Source organism: Exiguobacterium sp. RM11 (assembly GCF_059821525.1).
The window spans coordinates 1,785,266-1,802,257 of record NZ_CM187558.1; the positions used below are offsets into that span (position 1 = coordinate 1,785,266).

Consider the following 16,992-nt stretch of genomic DNA (forward strand, 5'->3'; position numbering starts at 1 on the left):
CGGCGCTTTTTTGTTTACAATTCTTTAAATCGTTCGAGGGCACGCTCTCGCGCTTCTTTATGGTCGACGAGCGGCATCGCATAATTGTCTCGCTCTGACGGGTCCGGAAAATGAATCGATTTGTCTGTCACATCTTTTAGCTCCGGCACATACTTCCGGATGAACGTCCCATCTGGGTCGAACCGTTCAGATTGCATCGTCGGATTAAAAATACGGAAATACGGAACAGCGTCCGTCCCGACCGAGGCGGCCCATTGCCAACCCCCGATATTCGAAGAGGCCTCGTAATCAATCAACTTCCTCTCGAAATATCGTTCCCCTTTCCGCCAATCGAGAAGAAGATGTTTCGTCAAGAAGGATGCGACAATCATGCGTAGACGGTTGTGCATCCATCCGGTCTCGTTCAATTGACGCATCGCTGCATCGACAATCGGATAACCCGTCTCCCCGTTACACCACTTTTCGAACTGCTCCTCATTATCTTCCCATTCGAGCGATTTGTATTTGTCATTGAACGGTTGATCTTTCAATCCTTTTAACTTCGCCATCACCATATAATAAAATTCGCGCCACAACAGTTCGTCGTAATACGTGTCGCGTCCTTTAGATTTTCTGGCGGACAGCACCTGCTCGGTGATCGTACGAATCGATAATACACCGGTCCGTAAGTATGGGGATAATCGGCTCGTCCCGGCAATACTCGGGATGTCACGCTTTTCATCATAATCGACCATCCGATCATTGACGAAGCGGGTCAACCGCTTCTTCGCTTCGGTCTCCCCTAAGCCTTTCCACTCTCGCTCACAGCGTTTGAACAAGTCTTTCAGTTCTTTCGGCTGCTCGTTTTTCGAGCTGATGAAATCTGTTAAACGATTGATATCGACATCGTACGGTTTCGGCGGTTGCTCAGCATAAGCCGCTTTTTTGAACGGGGTGAACACTTTATACGGGTCTCCACTCTTCGTGCTGAACGCATCGGGATGAAACAGATGCCGGTCAAGGAGTCGTACGACTTTCACCTCTTCACCAAGTGCCTCGATGACACGGTCGTCTCGCTGTTTGAACGGTTCTACATACTCCGCATTGAAATATAGAGCATCTATCTCCCCGAGCTGTTCCACGAAATCCTTCTCCGTTTCCGCGACGAGCACTCGAAGCCCCAACCCTTTTGTTTCCAAATCATCCATAAACGTTCGCATCGTCGAGAAGAAATAATCGTGACGGACTTCGAACGGGTCACAATATTTCGGGTTTAGCCAAAAGACGAAAGCGAGGTCATCCCCCTCTTCCATATCGTTCAGCGCCCGGTGAAGCATATGATTATCGGTCAATCTAAAATCCGATCGAAACCAACATACTCGTTTCATCATTCCCACTCCCATCTACAAAAAAGAAGCATAGCGAACTATGCTTCTTTTGATTATACAAATTCAATCAACAAGTCGTCACTTTGTATTGTGTCGCCTTCTTTAATATGGATGGCTTTGATCTCGCCATCTTGTGCTGCCTGAATCGTCGTTTCCATCTTCATCGCTTCCGTGACGAGTAGCTGCTCTCCACGATGAACACGGCTTCCCGGTTCGACCAACACTTTTAAAACAGAGCCCGGCATCGAGGCACCGACTTGTTTCGGGTTCGAACGGTCCACTTTCGGACGGCTTGTTGTCGCGGATTTGACGTTCACGTCTTTAATCTCGATCTCACGCGGTACGCCGTTCATTTCATAAGAGACGAGACGAATGCCATCTTCGTTTGCCGCACTCACTTGTACGAGCTTGATGATCAACGTCTTCCCTGTCTCGATCTCAACTTGAATCGTCTCACCGACGTTTAATCCGTAGAAGAACGTCAACGTGTCGAGGACGGATACGTCACCGTACGTCGTCGTATGTTTGACATAGTCTTCGTATACTTTTGGATAGAGCGCGTGGGCAAGAAGCTCAAAGTCTGTGACCGGTCGCTCAAACTTCTCGAACAACTCTTGGCGTGCTGATTCAAAGTCATATGGCTTGATTAGTTTACCAGGACGAACGTTCAGTGGCTCCTCCCCTTTTAAGATGACTTGTTGGACATCTTTCGGGAAACCGCCAGGAGGTGTACCTAACTCGCCGCGCATCATCTCGACGACCGAGTCTGGGAAGTCGAGTTGATGGCCACGCGTCATCACATCCTCTTCTGTCAAGTTGTGCTGCACCATGAAGAGCGCCATATCACCGACGACTTTCGAAGAAGGGGTGACCTTGACGATATCACCGAACAACATGTTGACACGGGCATACATCGCCTTCACTTCTCCCCAACGGTCTCCAAGCCCGACTGCTTTCGCTTGTTGCTGAAGGTTCGAATATTGACCACCTGGCATCTCGTGTTCGTATACAGACGGATGCGGTGCGCGCATATCACTTTCGAACGGTTCGTAGTTGTGGCGCACGTCTTGCCAGTAATCACTGATCACTTCGTATTGTTTCGGGTCAATCTTCGGTTGTCGTTCGTGGTGGTTGAGCGCGTAGACTAAACTTCCACCTGAAGGTTGCGATGTCATCCCTGACATCGAGCTTGCGGCAACGTCGACGATATCGACACCAGCATCCGTCGCACGTGCGTAAGTGAAGATTCCGTTACCTGAAGCATCGTGTGTATGCAAGTGAATCGGTAAATCGACCGCATCCTTCAATGCTGACACGAGAGCATAGGCAGATTCCGGTTTCAATAAGCCGGCCATATCTTTAATGGCTAGAATATGCGCACCACTCGCTTCAAGTTTCTTCGCAAGGTCAATGTAGTACGGAAGATGGTATTTCGGCCGGTTGCCGTCATACAAGTCACCTGTATAACAAATCGCCGCCTCCGCTACTTTTCCTGTCGGTAGCGTCGCATCAATTGCCAATTGAATCGACTCTAAGTTGTTAAGACTGTCGAAGATTCGGAATACATCGACTCCTGCATACGCCGCTTCATGCACAAACTTCTCAATGACGTTGTCCGCATAGTTTTTATACCCGACCGCGTTCGCGCCGCGAAGTAACATTTGAATCAAGACGTTCGGCATCTTCTCGCGAAGCTTCATAAGACGTACCCATGGGTCTTCTGACAAGAAGCGGTAGGCAACATCAAACGTCGCCCCACCCCATGCCTCGACTGAGAACAATTCTGGCATCAACTTGCTTGTCGGCTCTGCGATATTGAGAATGTCTTGCGTCCGCATGCGCGTCGCGAGCAATGACTGGTGCGCATCACGCATCGTCGTATCCGTCAATAACAGTTCTGGTTGACGCTTGATCCAGTCAGCCAGACCGTCTGGACCGAGTTCCGTCAAGATTTGTTTCGTTCCCGGTTTTGCTTCTGTCGGTAGGTCTTGTGGGATACGTACCGAGCGGCTGATCGGTTTGTCTTTCAGACCGACTCCTGGGAATCCGTTCACTGTTACATCGCCGATATAGTTCAACAACTTTGTCCCACGGTCTTTTCGTTTCGGGAAGACGAACAGTTCTGGCGTCTCATCGATGAATGACGTGTTGTAGTCCCCATTGATGAAGTTCGGATGCTTCATGACGTTAATCAAGAACGGGATGTTCGTCTTGATTCCACGAATTCGAAACTCATTCAAGTTTCGTACCATTTTCGAAGCGGCTTGTTCGAATGTCATGCCATGCGTCGACAGTTTGACGAGAAGCGAGTCATAGTACGGCGAAATTTCTGCACCGACGTACGCGTTTCCGCCGTCAAGACGGACACCAAAACCACCTGGAGAACGGTATGCCATGATTTTCCCTGTATCCGGCATGAAGTTGTTCCCTGGGTCTTCTGACGTTACACGTGATTGAATCGCATAACCGAGGAGTTTAATGTCCTCTTGTTTCGGCATTTGAATCAGATCACCGTGAAGCGATTCTCCTTGTGCGATCATCAATTGCGTTTGGACAATATCAAACCCTGTGACCATCTCTGTGATCGTATGCTCAACTTGGACGCGTGGGTTTACTTCGATGAAGTAGAATGATTCATCTTCTGTCACTAAAAATTCAACCGTACCGGCGTTGACGTATCCGACGTGACGCATAAGTTGAACCGCCGCATCACAAATCGCTTGACGTGATTCTTCGGATAACGTCACACATGGTGCCACTTCGACGACCTTTTGATGTCGGCGCTGCACCGAACAGTCACGCTCGAACAAGTGAATGATGTGACCGTGCTCATCTCCGAGAATTTGAACCTCGATGTGCTTCGGACGTTCAACTAATTTCTCTATGTACACTTCATCAGAACCAAATGCTTGTTTCGCTTCCGATTTTGCACGTTCAATCAAATCTTTCATTTCCGCTTCTGTACGGATGACACGCATCCCGCGTCCTCCGCCACCCATCGATGCTTTGACCATGAGCGGGAAGCCGTGTTCGTTCGCAAACGCTTCTGCATCTTCATACGATGTGAGTGGACCGTTCGAGCCTGGGATAACAGGAAGACCTGCAGCAATCGCACTCTGACGCGCCCGCACTTTGTCCCCGAACGCATGCAAGTGTGACTCGTGTGGACCGACAAAGATGATGCCCTCTTCACGGCAACGTCGTGCGAGGTCAATGTTTTCTGAAAGGAAACCATATCCCGGGTGAATCGCGTCACTGCCTGACTCCTTGGCGATGCGAATGACACCTTCGATATCGAGATACGCATCAATCGGCTTCTTATCGAGTCCAATCAAATAGGCTTCATCCGCTTTAAAGCGATGTAATGAACCGCTATCTTCTTGTGAATAGACGGCTACAGTACGAATGCCTAACTCAGTTGCTGCTCGAAATACGCGAATGGCAATCTCCCCACGGTTTGCAACAAGTAACTTTTTAATTGGTTTCAAATGAAATCCCCCCGTTAATAAAATTTAAATGTTTCTTACCTGACCACATGAAGCGATGAACGTTGAACGTTCTCTTCGGACTTCATCCGAATTTCTTCTCGTCGTGTCGCTTCTCGATGACGGTTACGCATCGAGATACTACTAAGTACCCCGAGAACACCCATCATCATGATCAGCGACGTCCCCCCATAACTGACCAGCGGCAAGGTCACACCTGTCCCTGGGAACCAACCAGACATCGCACCGATATTGATGGCTGTTTGAATGATGATCTGTGATGCAATCCCAAACGAGACGAACATCGCAAAATGACTATCCGCATGATTGGCAATATGAATCGCGCGAAACGCGATAAAGAAGAGTAGTACCAAAACCGTCAGCACACCGAAGAACCCTAACTCTTCGGCAATGATTGACATAATATAGTCGGTTTCGGGTTCTGGTAAATACCCATACTTTTGAAAACTGTTCCCGAGTCCGACACCGGTCAATCCACCATGTACAATCGAGATGATCGACATGAGCAACTGATGACCGTATCCTTCCGGGTCCATGAACGGGTTGAACACGACCTCAATCCGGCTCCGTTGATTCTCTGAGAAGATTGTCGTGAACAATAAGAACACAGCACCGACACCGGCTAAAATCCCAGGAATCAAAATTCGAAGGGGTGCCCCGACTCCGAACCACATGAGAAGCATGATGGAACCGAGAACGAATAGTCCCCCCATGTCTGGCTGTCCATTGATGGCGATGGCGTAGAACGAGAAGTAAAAGAGAACCGGTACTAAGAAGAAGGCACCGATTTGAGCGCGCCACCCTTTTTTCACGATGGCAGCCCGAGCGAGACGCCCCGGTAATCCTTTCAACTCATTATTCCATAGCTCGTGGTAATAGTTCGCAAGCAGTATGATGAGAACAAATTTGGCGATCTCGACCGGCTGAATGGTGAATCCGCCGATAATGAGCCATGCGCGTGCACCGTTCAATGGTGGCATCGCCCATGTAACAAATAGCAAGATGACCGAGACAGCATACATACTGAGACGAATGCCTTTCTTCCGAAACATCTCATAGCGGAACAATGTTGCAATCAAATAAACAAAGATCCCGATTCCTACGTAGACGAGCTGGCGATAGAACAAGCTACTATTCGCATAGTCCCCACGATTCCAAACGCTCGCACTGTAAATCATGATCGAGCTGATCCCGACGAGTAAGAGCACTGACAAAAACAACGCAAAATCAAAATACCGAAACCGTGTTTTCATGTATTCACTTCCTTATGTAAAACAATCCGACGACCCTTATAAAAAAATACTCAAACAGCGCCACTTGCACAGTTTGAGTATAAGGTTCATAATTCTGAAGCTTCTGCCAAGGCAGACAACTTTTGTTCCAATGAATCGAGCAGTCCTTTACCTTCAATGTCTGAAATGAGTCCAAGACGAACCGCAAAATCAATTTGGCGCGATAGTCCAAACATATGTGTATCAAGCACCTCTTCATAAAGCGGGCACTTCGGCATTTTTAGGTTTTCTAACTGCACTTCAATCAGACAACGGATTTTTTCAGCATCCGCCTCGAGTAACTGAAGCGCTTGCTCCCGTTGGATTGCAGCCAAATTTGTCGCCACTACGACCCCTCCTCCGTACGATGACAGACTGTTTGTCATAACTCAACTGTACATTATCTTTCATCATAATTCAATGTACAGTATGGATGATTGCGACATTCTTCCTCTTTTCCATTTTAAGATAAAGAGCGCTATAATGAAATGTGTAATGTGTATAAAGGGGGATGTAAGCATGATTTTTCCACTAGACGGAGCGGTTCGTCACAGTTTGACGATTGACCCGACCGTATGGATTTTTGACGACCGAAAACGAAAGATTGAAGAATTAGACTCTGTGACGGAGAATGACCGTGAGGCCTACTATGCGAAAATGGGGAAAGCATGGGACGATGGTCTATCACAAGGAACAAGAATCGACCACAATAAGCCGATGTCTCGTCAAGACAAGGACGCAGCTTTGCGCGATTCGTTCGCGATGCCGCTCGCACCATTTTTGAACAATGCCGAACCTGTTGATTTGGCCACGCATGTCCGTTTTTACGGAGAAACGGTGTTGACGCTGACGCTTAGTGAAGCATCACGCGTGTACTTACAATTTTCAAAAGACGGGAAAGTACTCGCTGACGGACCGGTCTACGTATTATATGAAGATCAGGTCATTCGCCAAGTGAATCACATCACTGTACTGAGCAATCAATGAGAAGGGACTTTCCTTCTCATTTTTTGGACTTTTTAGTTCATAAAGTGTAATATGTAGTGTATTGACTACGAATTGAATAAGAAAGGTCGTGACGCTTACAATGCCTTTATGGAAACGAAATTTAATAGTTGTTTGGATCGGTAGCTTCTTGACCGCCGCTTCAATGAGTCTCGTCCTCCCCTTCCTGCCGTTGTTTATTGAACAACTCGGGGTGAAGGACCCTGACCATGTCGTCACGTGGTCGGCGATCGCCTTTGGCGCGACGTTCCTCGTGGCCGCCATCGTCTCCCCGATGTGGGGGCGTCTGGCTGACCAAAAAGGGAGAAAGTTGATGCTCATTCGAGCGAGTCTCGGAATGGCTATCGTGATGTTTCTCATCAGTTTTGTGCAAGACGTATATCAACTGGTCGGGTTGCGTTTACTCATGGGTGCCGTTTCTGGATTTATCTCAGCCGGCATCACCTTAGTCGCTTCCCAAACCCCAAAAGAGAAAAGTGGCTGGGCGCTCGGTACCCTGTCGACTGGTGGAATCACCGGTGGTCTACTCGGTCCGCTCATCGGCGGACTACTTGCAGACTGGATTGGGCTTCGATCCGTTTTTCTCTTTACCGGAAGTGCACTCTTCCTAACATTCCTGATTACGCTCTGGTTCGTAAAAGAAGACTTCGTCCCAGTGAAACGTGAAGAACTCGCTTCAGTGAAGTCCATTTTCGCCTCACTGCGGCATCCACAATTGATTGTCGGGTTGTTTGTGACAACGTTCCTTATCCAGTTCTCAACACAATCCATCGGACCGCTCTTGACATTATATGTACGTGAATTAAATCCGCATACGACCGCACTTGCCTTCATGGCAGGAATTGTCGCATCTGCCCCCGGACTTGCCGCGCTCTTTTCGGCGCAGCGTCTCGGACGATTATCGGACCGATACGGGGCAGAACGGATCTTATTTTGGGCACTGCTCCTCTACAGTTTATTCTTAATCCCGCAAGCATTCGTCACCTCGACGACTCAACTCATTCTGTTACGCTTCGGGATTGGATTTGCGACCGCTGCGTTGATGCCATCCGTTCAGTCGTTGCTGAGGCAGCATACTCCAACCGCTGCAACCGGAAGAATCTTTTCCTATAATCAGTCCGCTCAGTTCATGGGAAATCTACTCGGACCGCTATTTGGATCCCAAATCGTAGCACACTTCGGATTTTCCGCACTGTTCATCGTCACAGGATTGATCATGATTTCAAACGCCTTTTTAGAACGGACGAACGTCCAATCGCTACAACTCGATACAAAATAACGCCGAGCGCTTAGCTCGGCGTTATTTGTGTATCTCGCTTATAACAAGTCGGCCGCCAATCTTGCGAGAGACGAACGCTCCCCTTTGACAAGTTGGACGTGACCGAAGACATTTTGTCCTTTGAATCGTTCAACGGCGTATGTCAATCCGTTCGAATATTCATCTAAATACGGATGATCGATTTGGTACGGGTCACCGACGAGAACAATTTTCGAGTTCTCCCCGACACGGGTTAGAATCGTCTTGATTTCATGTTTCGTTAAGTTTTGAGCTTCGTCGATGATGATGAACTGGTCGGGCATGCTTCTTCCTCGAATATAAGTGAGCGCTTCGAGTTGAATCGATTTCATGCCGGCCAGAATATTTCCTAGCTCATCTTTTGAATTGGCACTGAAGAGAAATTCTAGATTATCATAGATCGGTTGCATCCATGGACGTAATTTTTCTTCCATCTCACCTGGCAAGTAGCCGATATCGTTCCCCATCGGGACGACCGGTCGGGCAACGACGAGCTTGTTGTATCGTTGCTCGTCCTCAACGAGTGAGAGTCCTGCCGCTAGGGCAAGGAGCGTCTTTCCGGTTCCCGCTTTCCCGAGTAACGTGACGAACGGAATGTCATCTCGCAACAATAAGTCGAGCGCCATGCGTTGTTGGACGTTTCGTGGATGAATTCCCCAGATGTGGTCAGCGTCGAGCGCTAGCGGACGAACAATCGGTTGGAGCGTGTCGACAACCGCGAGCGCACTCGCTTTCGACACGTTACTTTTTAACACGACGAACGAATTCGGATATAACGTTTGTTTCGTCAATGCGGATGTCGGAAGTTGGCGTACTTTATAAAATTCATCGATAAGTGATTGATCGACCTCGATTTCACGATAGCCGGCATATAAATTCGTCGTATCGACGATGTGGTCGGTCAGATAGTCTTCGGCATCAATTCCGATTGCGTCCGCCTTCACACGGACCAGTATATCTTTTGAGACGACGACGACTTTATGGTTCGTGTCATGCTCGTATTGTTTCATTAATTTTAAGGCAACGAGTAGGATGCGGTTATCGTTCGTCATCACGTCGAATGGAATATCGACTTCGTGTTCGTGTCCAATCTCGACAAAGAGACGTCCACCGTTTTCAAGTGGGACGCCGTCATGAAGTTTCCCCGAAGTTCGGAGCTGGTCTAGGACACGCGACGTTTCACGGGCGTTTCGCCCGACCTCATCCATGTTTCGTTTTTTACCATCAAGTTCTTCTAAGACAATGGCCGGGATGACCACGTCATGTTCTTCAAATTGAAATAAGGATAGCGGATCATGTAGGAGTACGTTCGTATCGAGTACATACGTTTTTTTCATAGACTTTGCCGCCCCTCGACTATAGGATGGTAATCAAGAATGAAGACTTTCTTTCACTTCACGGTCTAATTTTTCCGCCGCTCGGATATCATACGTTTTCGTGATTTCGGGCTGAGCGTATGCTGCACCATAAAATGAGATATTTCTCACTTCTTCGACATGTCCTTCAAAAAAACGAAGATGAAGGCTCGGTTTTACCGCTGGCTCAAATTCTCGGATGGATGAAAGTAGAACATGATAGGACTGACCATCTTCGATAAAGATGAGACCCGCTGTCTTTTCAGTTGATAAAATCGTCACGATATGCGAATTTTTGGTTAAGGCGAACCGCATCGTGTCCTTGTCGAGTGCTTGCACCCAACTGATGGCATGGCTGATTGGCCAACGCTTTGCCTCATCAAAACCGACGAGAAATGTTAACGGCATGTCATTCAACAATCGCTGTTGAGCGGCTGTCAATTCAAACGTTGCCTTACTCGCCATTCAACTCCCCTCCTTTTAACCGGGTATGGTTGTACCATTCTCCCTTACCGATTCAATTCCCTGCTTTCAACGAATGAAATCATGCTATACTCATCCTATAGAGGAAGGTGAGAAGATGCGTGTAAAATGTTCTCTTTGCGATAAAGTCGAAACGATCGACTCATGGTCGTTTGAAGCAAAACGATTGCGCAACAAGCCGGCTAAAACGTATATGTGTCAAGACTGTCAGGAGCGAATCAGCGAACGTACGGCTGAACGCGCCGCATCTGGACAATTCAAGTTATATCCTACATTTCGACAAAAGCGAAATTGGTAATGAAAACGGGCGCCTCCGAAGAGACGCCCGTATTTTTTATGACTCGACTGCATCCTGACGACGGTTCCACCAAAGACGACCGCGATAGATGGCCAACACGATGGCCATGACAGCAAGTACTTCTGGAATCGGCCACGTGAAAAAGACGAGCGCCATCGTACCTGCGCCAAGTGCAAGTAAAATATAGACGATCAGTGATTTCCACCATGCCAATTGTTTTGCAAAACCAAGCTTAAAGACGAGAATCGTCAGTAAGATGACCGTGACAACGAGTGCGTTGAATCCGACCGAAAAATCGTTCGGGTCGCTCCCGACACCTAGCATCGAGGCAATCCACGGAACATCAATTTGTGTGATATCGATTGTTTGAGAAGCTTTCAAGACAAAGAGTCCCCCTTTATTTCATACACATCCATTCTACACTATTCCATGCAAAAGGGAACGCCGAAGCGTTCCCTTTTTCACCTACTTATTCTTTACCAAGTTTACGACGCTTGTCAGCTTTCTCGCGTTCGTTCTTGTTCAAGATTTTCTTACGAAGACGGATTGACTCTGGCGTGATTTCACAGTACTCGTCATCGTTCAAGAACGTGAGCGACTCTTCAAGTGAGAAGACGCGCGGACGTTTCAAGACTTGTGTCGAGTCTTTTGCTGAAGCACGCATGTTTGTCAACTGCTTCCCTTTAACGGCGTTAATCGCAAGGTCGACGTCACGGTTACATTCACCGATGATCATTCCTTCGTATACATCCGTACCTGGCTCGATGAAGATCGTTCCACGGTCTTCGAGTGCACCGATTGAGTAAGCCGTTGACTTCCCGTTTTCGATACAAACCATAACACCACTGCGACGACCACCGATATCAGCTGTGATATACGGACGGTACTCTTCGAACGTGTGGTTCAAGATTCCGTATCCACGTGTCGCCGACAAGAATTCGTTACGGTAACCGATGAGGCCGCGTGATGGAACGATGAATTCCATACGTGTCTGACCGTTATCGTTCGTGTTCATGTTAGCAAGTTCACCTTTACGGAGACCAATCGACTCCATGACTGAACCTGTGTACTCTTCTGGTACGTCGATGATCACGCGCTCAAACGGCTCAACTTTCGTACCGTTTTCGTCTTCACGGATGATAACTTGTGGCTTCGACACTTGAAGCTCGTAACCTTCACGACGCATGTTCTCGATCAAGATACCGAGGTGAAGCTCACCGCGTCCTGACACGACCCACTGGTCAGGAGAATCCGTGTTTTCTACACGAAGTGACACGTCTGTCTCAAGTTGTTTCATCAAACGCTCTTCGATCTTACGTGCAGTGACGAAGTCCCCTTCACGTCCTGCGAACGGCGAGTTGTTCGTCATGAAGCGCATTTGAAGTGTTGGCTCATCGATACGAAGGAGCGGAAGTGGCTCTTCTTTACCGACTGGCGTAACTGTCTCACCGACGTTGATGTCTTCCATACCAGCGATGGCAATCAAGTCACCTGCTTTTGCTTCTTCGATTTCGACGCGCTTGAGGCCGAAGTAACCGAACAATTTCGTGACACGGAGTTGCTTCACCGTACCATCTGTCTTACAGAGTGATACTTGCTCACCGACTTTGATTTTCCCACGGAAGACGCGACCTACACCGATACGACCGAGGTAGTTATCGTAGTCGAGCATCGTTACTTGGAATTGAAGTGGCTCATCTGAGTTATCCACTGGAGCTGGTGTGTTTTCAAGAATTGTATCGAGCACGTGTGTGATCGTGTCTTCTTGGTTTGCTGGATCAGGATCGAACGAACTTGAACCGCTGACAGCCGATGTATAGACGACAGGGAATTCAAGTTGATCTTCATCTGCGCCAAGATCGATCAAGAGATCGACGACTTCATCGACAACGTCGAGTGGACGAACCATCGGCTTATCGATTTTGTTAACAACGACGATTGGACGAAGTCCTTGGTCGAGTGCTTTTTTCAATACGAAGCGAGTCTGTGGCATACAGCCTTCACGCGCATCGACGACGAGGATAACGCCATCAACCATACGCATGATTCGCTCAACTTCCCCACCAAAGTCTGCGTGACCTGGCGTATCTACGATGTTAATGCGTGTATCTTTATAATCGATTGCCGTGTTTTTCGCGAGAATTGTGATTCCGCGCTCACGTTCGATATCGTTCGAGTCCATCGCGCGTTCTGCGACTGCCTCGTTCGTCCGGAAAGTACCAGACTGTTTCAATAATTCATCGACTAACGTTGTTTTACCGTGGTCAACGTGAGCGATGATGGCTACGTTACGAAGGTTTGTTCTTACGTTCATGTAGTTATTCCTCTCTTATTTAAAAAGTTTCAGCTTTTCTTCAACTTTAAGAGTATAGCACACGTCACAGTACCTTTGTCGAGTGGAATCGACTGTGAACGTTTTCATTGGACGTTTTTTATCATACAATGGGGTAGAGAAGAGAAAATAAGGAGGAGTCTCCATGCAGCTTATGTTTCTATTGATTGCCATGGCCGTCGTCGCTGGATTTGTTGGCATCGGCATCGGGGTGGCTGAAGGCAGCGCCGCTATCATTTTAGGAAGCCTCGTACTTAGTGGTGTCGCGACGTTCTTTGGTATTCAATTACGTCGTCGCATTCTTTCTGATCGTCAATCTTCATAAAGAAAGAGGGTTGCTCTGACAAAAGTCGAGCGAACCCTCTTTCCTTTTATTTGATGATTCAAATCGGACGCGTCAAACAGATGCGGTCACGTAAAATCAAACCATCTTCCTCAATCGGATCGTATCCATGCTGTTTAAAATAATCACGTTCCACAGAATCAAATCGGAATCCGGCTTGTTGATAAAAGCGCAATTGCATGATGCTTGAATTCCCAGTACAAACGAGGAGTTCTTGACCGCCGAGTGTTGTCGCCCGTTTTACCGCGTCTTGTAGCATCCGCTGACCAATCGTTTGGTTTTGTCTCTCCGGCTTCACCGCGATATTGACAAGCTCGACCCGTCCTGACCCGTGTGATACGAGCATATAGGCACCGACGATTTCTCCTCCGAGTAACGCTTTAAATGTTCGTCCTGTTTGAAACTGTTCTCGCACCATCGCTTCATTCGGATTCGCTAAAACGAGCAGATCACGAATTTCTTCGTACGATTCATGTTCCACGATTTGAAGATCCGGCTTCGCTTCTGGGGTCACCCCTTTTGCGATGACATAGTGTTTGATGACGTCATTGACGAATGTCTCGCTTCCTGCCAATACAGATGTTCTCCCATCGTATCGAATCGGTTCCCCATATAAGGAAACGACCCGTCCACCCACTTCCTCGACAAGCAATTTCCCTGCAGCATAGTCCCACGGCATGTTGCGCATCGTAATGTATCCGTCCACTCGTCCTGCGGCGAGCCAAGCAAGCTCAAGCGATGCAGCGCCATGCGCCCGTGTCCCAATCGAATCTCGAACAATCGGGGCAAGGATTTCCGGGGCAATTTGATGGTTCGGCGTGACCCACGTCGCATTCATACTTAAAAATGCATCTCGTACATGATGTTCATGTAGATTCGTCAATGTTCGTCCGTTCAATGTCGCACCATACCCTTTTCTGGCCATAAACATCTCATCCGCCATCACGTCATAGACGAATCCGTACTCTACGACTCCATCGACCATCACAGCTACCGAGATGGCGAACATACGCTTCTGATGAATAAAGTTTAACGTCCCATCAATTGGATCGACGAACCATACCGTTCCTGATAACGTGTCTGGCGTATCCGTCGTTCCTTCTTCCCCCATGATTTGATGGTCCGGGAATTGGTTTTGGATACGGCGGACAATCAGCTGTTCCACCGCTCGGTCAATCTCAGTGACCAAATCTCCTTTTCCGGTCTTTCGTTCCACTTCATAATGTTGATCAATCTCGCGACGAATCAGTTCTCCCGCCTGTTTGATTAAATCGACTGCAAACCATTCTATCATCTGTGATCACCTCAACTGTATTGTACCAAACAAAAACCAGTATCCGCTCGGAATACTGGTTGAATGTGTGTGTAATGGTCAGGCTTCGAGACGCAATAATTCTTGGCGGTACTTCTCCAACCGATGCTTGCTAGCCTGAACTGTAGCATCATCCTGTGACGCCATCGCATCGAAAAGGGTTGCCAATTCATAATCAATCTCCAAGCGCAGCACCGGAATCCGTTTTTCTGCGTCTTTTCTTTTGAATGCCTCAATCACTTGTTTCATAAGATGCCACACTCCTTTTGTTGGGCTACAAGTTACGGTTTAGTGAGTTGAATTGAGTATATCAGATAAAATTCGAAAAAGAAAGAGAATTGTCTGACTATTTTGAATTTTTTATCTTAATGGATATATTCCCAATTTCAATGCCCTTAAACCTGAATAAGTGTTAGATAACTGTACCCGATTTAAAGAAGAAATAACAAAAAAGCATGCCTGAATTTGCTCGGGCATGCTCGGACTTACATTTTAATCATCTTGCTCGACGACTTCATCGCTGTTTGAACGGTACGATACGTAGAATATCCAGTCTGTTCGTCGTGAACCGCGTTCAGTTGTTTCTCTTCTGACTTAGATGTTACGATTTGCTTGAAGGCTCGATACGCGTCTAGGAAAACCTCACGCTCGACTCCACCTTCGTTCGCTTGTGCGACAACATTATAAAACTCGACGACCTCGATCAATTCATCGGTCGTCCAATCCGGATTAATCGGATAATTAATTTGCATATTGTTCACCTCGACACTCATTGTATCAACAAAAAAAACTATTGCAAGTTACGTCAGAAATCTCTATAGTTTTTTTGTTGCTTCTTTTTTTAAATCAACATATAACGTAACGATATTATTCATCTAATAAATATACTGATTCCAAGGGGGATTTACGATTGAAATTAAAAGGTGCTACTCAGCTCGAAACGCCACTATTTGACACGTTACTTGAACATGTCGACTCAAATCCGATTGCGTTCCATATTCCTGGTCATAAGAGCGGGAAAGGGATGGATCCGGAGTTTCGTGACTTTATTGGCGAAAACGCCCTAAAAATTGATTTGATTAACATTGCCCCACTCGATGACCTTCATCATCCAAAAGCGGCAATCGCTGAAGCGGAACGCTTGGCGGCAGAGGCGTTCTGTGCTGATGAGACCTTTTTCTCCGTTCAAGGAACGTCGAGTGCCATCATGGCGATGATCATGGGCGTCGTCGGACCGAACGAGAAAATCATCGTGCCACGAAACGTGCACAAATCGGTCATGTCCGCGCTCGTCTTGACGGGTGCGCACCCGGTCTTCATCCACCCAGAATTCGATGAGACGTACGGCATCGCGCACGGAATTACAGCAAGTGCCGTAGAACGTGCACTCGAGCTTCACCCGGATACAAAAGCCGTACTCGTCATCAACCCGACTTATTTCGGTGTCGCGGGTGATTTGGAGCGCATCGTTGAGGTCGCTCATGCACAAGATGTACCTGTACTTGTCGATGAGGCACACGGTGTCCATCTTCCGTTTCACGATGAACTTCCACTCTCGGCAATGCAAGCGGGAGCGGACGTGGCGGCAACGAGCGTGCATAAACTTGGTGGCTCGATGACAGGAAGTTCCATTTTGAACGTACGCCGTGGTCTCGTGTCACCTGAGCGGATTCACGCGATGCTTTCGATGATCACGACGACCTCAACATCATACTTGCTCCTCGCTTCTCTAGATGCAGCGCGTCGACAGCTTGCGACGAAAGGTCATATGATGAACGAACGTGCGCTTGACCTTGCTCGAGCAGCACGGACAGCAATCGGTCAAATGCCAAACTTGTCGGTTTACGGACACGCGGAGCTTCACTCAGAATCGACTTATGCACTCGATGAGACAAAAGTTCTCGTATCGGTTCGTGAGCTCGGTGTGACAGGATTTGAAGTCGAGAAGTATCTTCGTGAGAAACACCGCATCGAAGTCGAGATGTCAGATCTATTGAACGTGCTCTTCATTGTCACGTCAGCAGACGATGAGTCGACGATCCAAGCATTGATTGAAGCGATGCGTGACGTCGTGTCTGTTTATCAGAAGTCTGGGAATGACTCATTATCGATCATGCTTCCAGAGATTCCACCATTGGCGCTAAGCCCGCGTGATGCGTTTTATGAAGAGACGGAGACAATTCCTCTTGAGAACGCCGTCGGACGCATTTCAGCGGAATTCATTATGGTGTACCCACCAGGGATTCCAATCATCATTCCAGGTGAATTGATCACAACGTCGACACTCGATTACATTATGGCCAACATCGAAGCCGGTCTTCCAGTTCAAGGTCTTGAAGATGAGTCTCTTCAGATGATCAAAGTCATCCAACAAACAAAAGCGATTCGCTAAACAAAAAATGAGCCGGTCATCGTGACCGGCT

The 16,992-nt window shown here is 47.7% G+C and carries 16 protein-coding genes; 5 read left to right on the forward strand and 11 right to left on the reverse strand.

Going from position 1 to position 16,992, the window contains the following annotated elements:
* Positions 1-14: 14 nt before the first annotated feature.
* The 4 genes from AC5LIL_RS09335 to AC5LIL_RS09350 all read right to left on the reverse strand — a co-directional run bounded on the left by AC5LIL_RS09335 (position 15) and on the right by AC5LIL_RS09350 (position 6,491).
* Positions 15-1,367, reverse strand: coding sequence for a cryptochrome/photolyase family protein (locus AC5LIL_RS09335; RefSeq protein WP_499823953.1), 1,353 nt, complete (start codon positions 1,365-1,367; stop codon positions 15-17).
* Between the two features lie 53 nt (positions 1,368-1,420).
* On the reverse strand, positions 1,421-4,855 hold the full coding sequence (locus AC5LIL_RS09340) for a pyruvate carboxylase (protein ID WP_499823954.1): 3,435 nt from the start codon (positions 4,853-4,855) through the stop codon (positions 1,421-1,423).
* Between the two features lie 35 nt (positions 4,856-4,890).
* Complete coding sequence (locus AC5LIL_RS09345; RefSeq protein ID WP_499823955.1) at positions 4,891-6,126, reverse strand: FtsW/RodA/SpoVE family cell cycle protein; 1,236 nt, start codon at positions 6,124-6,126, stop codon at positions 4,891-4,893.
* Between the two features lie 86 nt (positions 6,127-6,212).
* Positions 6,213-6,491 (reverse strand): Fpa/YlaN family protein, encoded by a 279-nt coding sequence (locus AC5LIL_RS09350; RefSeq protein WP_015881276.1) that lies wholly within the window; start codon positions 6,489-6,491, stop codon positions 6,213-6,215.
* 172 nt (positions 6,492-6,663) lie between these two features.
* On the opposite strand from AC5LIL_RS09350, the gene AC5LIL_RS09355 reads away from it, so the two are divergent.
* Together AC5LIL_RS09355 and AC5LIL_RS09360 are read left to right on the forward strand one after the other, a co-directional pair.
* On the forward strand, positions 6,664-7,131 hold the full coding sequence (locus AC5LIL_RS09355) for a hypothetical protein (RefSeq protein WP_499823956.1): 468 nt from the start codon (positions 6,664-6,666) through the stop codon (positions 7,129-7,131).
* A 100-nt stretch (positions 7,132-7,231) separates the two neighbouring features.
* Positions 7,232-8,428: a multidrug efflux MFS transporter gene (locus tag AC5LIL_RS09360; RefSeq protein ID WP_214760428.1), complete on the forward strand. Its 1,197-nt coding sequence runs from the start codon at positions 7,232-7,234 to the stop codon at positions 8,426-8,428.
* Between the two features lie 38 nt (positions 8,429-8,466).
* Here the strand turns inward: AC5LIL_RS09360 and AC5LIL_RS09365 are convergent, their stop codons facing one another.
* Positions 8,467-9,783 carry a PhoH family protein gene (locus AC5LIL_RS09365; protein ID WP_214695586.1) on the reverse strand — a complete coding sequence of 439 codons (1,317 nt, stop codon included), beginning with the start codon at positions 9,781-9,783 and terminating at the stop codon, positions 8,467-8,469.
* A 33-nt stretch (positions 9,784-9,816) separates the two neighbouring features.
* Entirely contained in the window at positions 9,817-10,266 is a 450-nt protein-coding gene (locus AC5LIL_RS09370; protein ID WP_214695585.1) for a PNPOx family protein, read from the reverse strand.
* A gap of 115 nt (positions 10,267-10,381) precedes the next feature.
* Here AC5LIL_RS09370 and AC5LIL_RS09375 point away from each other — a divergent pair, with 115 nt between their 5' ends.
* Positions 10,382-10,582, forward strand: a complete 201-nt coding sequence (locus AC5LIL_RS09375) for a YlaI family protein (protein ID WP_074034957.1) — start codon at positions 10,382-10,384, stop codon at positions 10,580-10,582.
* A 36-nt stretch (positions 10,583-10,618) separates the two neighbouring features.
* On the opposite strand, the gene AC5LIL_RS09380 is transcribed toward AC5LIL_RS09375, so the two are convergent.
* Complete coding sequence (locus AC5LIL_RS09380; RefSeq protein WP_074034961.1) at positions 10,619-10,963, reverse strand: YlaH-like family protein; 345 nt, start codon at positions 10,961-10,963, stop codon at positions 10,619-10,621.
* 88 nt (positions 10,964-11,051) lie between these two features.
* The gene (typA, locus tag AC5LIL_RS09385; protein ID WP_499823957.1) at positions 11,052-12,896 is read right to left on the reverse strand and encodes a translational GTPase TypA; all 1,845 of its coding nucleotides are present in this window, start codon (positions 12,894-12,896) and stop codon (positions 11,052-11,054) included.
* A 163-nt stretch (positions 12,897-13,059) separates the two neighbouring features.
* Here typA and AC5LIL_RS09390 point away from each other — a divergent pair, with 163 nt between their 5' ends.
* Positions 13,060-13,239 carry a DUF5325 family protein gene (locus AC5LIL_RS09390; protein ID WP_074034965.1) on the forward strand — a complete coding sequence of 60 codons (180 nt, stop codon included), beginning with the start codon at positions 13,060-13,062 and terminating at the stop codon, positions 13,237-13,239.
* Between the two features lie 58 nt (positions 13,240-13,297).
* On the opposite strand, the gene AC5LIL_RS09395 is transcribed toward AC5LIL_RS09390, so the two are convergent.
* The 3 genes from AC5LIL_RS09395 to AC5LIL_RS09405 all read right to left on the reverse strand — a co-directional run bounded on the left by AC5LIL_RS09395 (position 13,298) and on the right by AC5LIL_RS09405 (position 15,321).
* Positions 13,298-14,551, reverse strand: coding sequence for an inositol monophosphatase family protein (locus AC5LIL_RS09395; RefSeq protein WP_499823959.1), 1,254 nt, complete (start codon positions 14,549-14,551; stop codon positions 13,298-13,300).
* Positions 14,552-14,629: 78 nt separating this feature from the next.
* Positions 14,630-14,818 (reverse strand): YkzI domain-containing protein, encoded by a 189-nt coding sequence (locus AC5LIL_RS09400; RefSeq protein WP_015881266.1) that lies wholly within the window; start codon positions 14,816-14,818, stop codon positions 14,630-14,632.
* Between the two features lie 236 nt (positions 14,819-15,054).
* Positions 15,055-15,321 carry a UPF0223 family protein gene (locus AC5LIL_RS09405; RefSeq protein ID WP_499823961.1) on the reverse strand — a complete coding sequence of 89 codons (267 nt, stop codon included), beginning with the start codon at positions 15,319-15,321 and terminating at the stop codon, positions 15,055-15,057.
* Positions 15,322-15,479: 158 nt separating this feature from the next.
* On the opposite strand from AC5LIL_RS09405, the gene AC5LIL_RS09410 reads away from it, so the two are divergent.
* A complete protein-coding gene (locus AC5LIL_RS09410) occupies positions 15,480-16,961 on the forward strand; it encodes an aminotransferase class I/II-fold pyridoxal phosphate-dependent enzyme (RefSeq protein ID WP_499823962.1) in 1,482 nt (493 codons plus the stop codon).
* The last annotated feature ends 31 nt before the right edge of the window (positions 16,962-16,992 follow it).

What these genes read in the sequence shown, in the direction of transcription:
- AC5LIL_RS09335 (WP_499823953.1), bottom strand. Translation starts at nt 1,367, where the DNA reads ATGAAACGAGTATGTTGGTTTCGATCGGATTTTAGATTGACCGATAAT.
- AC5LIL_RS09345 (WP_499823955.1), bottom strand. Translation starts at nt 6,126, where the DNA reads ATGAAAACACGGTTTCGGTATTTTGATTTTGCGTTGTTTTTGTCAGTG.
- AC5LIL_RS09355 (WP_499823956.1), top strand. Translation starts at nt 6,664, where the DNA reads ATGATTTTTCCACTAGACGGAGCGGTTCGTCACAGTTTGACGATTGAC.
- AC5LIL_RS09360 (WP_214760428.1), top strand. Translation starts at nt 7,232, where the DNA reads ATGCCTTTATGGAAACGAAATTTAATAGTTGTTTGGATCGGTAGCTTC.
- AC5LIL_RS09365 (WP_214695586.1), bottom strand. Translation starts at nt 9,783, where the DNA reads ATGAAAAAAACGTATGTACTCGATACGAACGTACTCCTACATGATCCG.
- AC5LIL_RS09370 (WP_214695585.1), bottom strand. Translation starts at nt 10,266, where the DNA reads ATGGCGAGTAAGGCAACGTTTGAATTGACAGCCGCTCAACAGCGATTG.
- AC5LIL_RS09375 (WP_074034957.1), top strand. Translation starts at nt 10,382, where the DNA reads ATGCGTGTAAAATGTTCTCTTTGCGATAAAGTCGAAACGATCGACTCA.
- typA (WP_499823957.1), bottom strand. Translation starts at nt 12,896, where the DNA reads ATGAACGTAAGAACAAACCTTCGTAACGTAGCCATCATCGCTCACGTT.
- AC5LIL_RS09390 (WP_074034965.1), top strand. Translation starts at nt 13,060, where the DNA reads ATGCAGCTTATGTTTCTATTGATTGCCATGGCCGTCGTCGCTGGATTT.
- AC5LIL_RS09395 (WP_499823959.1), bottom strand. Translation starts at nt 14,551, where the DNA reads ATGATAGAATGGTTTGCAGTCGATTTAATCAAACAGGCGGGAGAACTG.
- AC5LIL_RS09400 (WP_015881266.1), bottom strand. Translation starts at nt 14,818, where the DNA reads ATGAAACAAGTGATTGAGGCATTCAAAAGAAAAGACGCAGAAAAACGG.
- AC5LIL_RS09405 (WP_499823961.1), bottom strand. Translation starts at nt 15,321, where the DNA reads ATGCAAATTAATTATCCGATTAATCCGGATTGGACGACCGATGAATTG.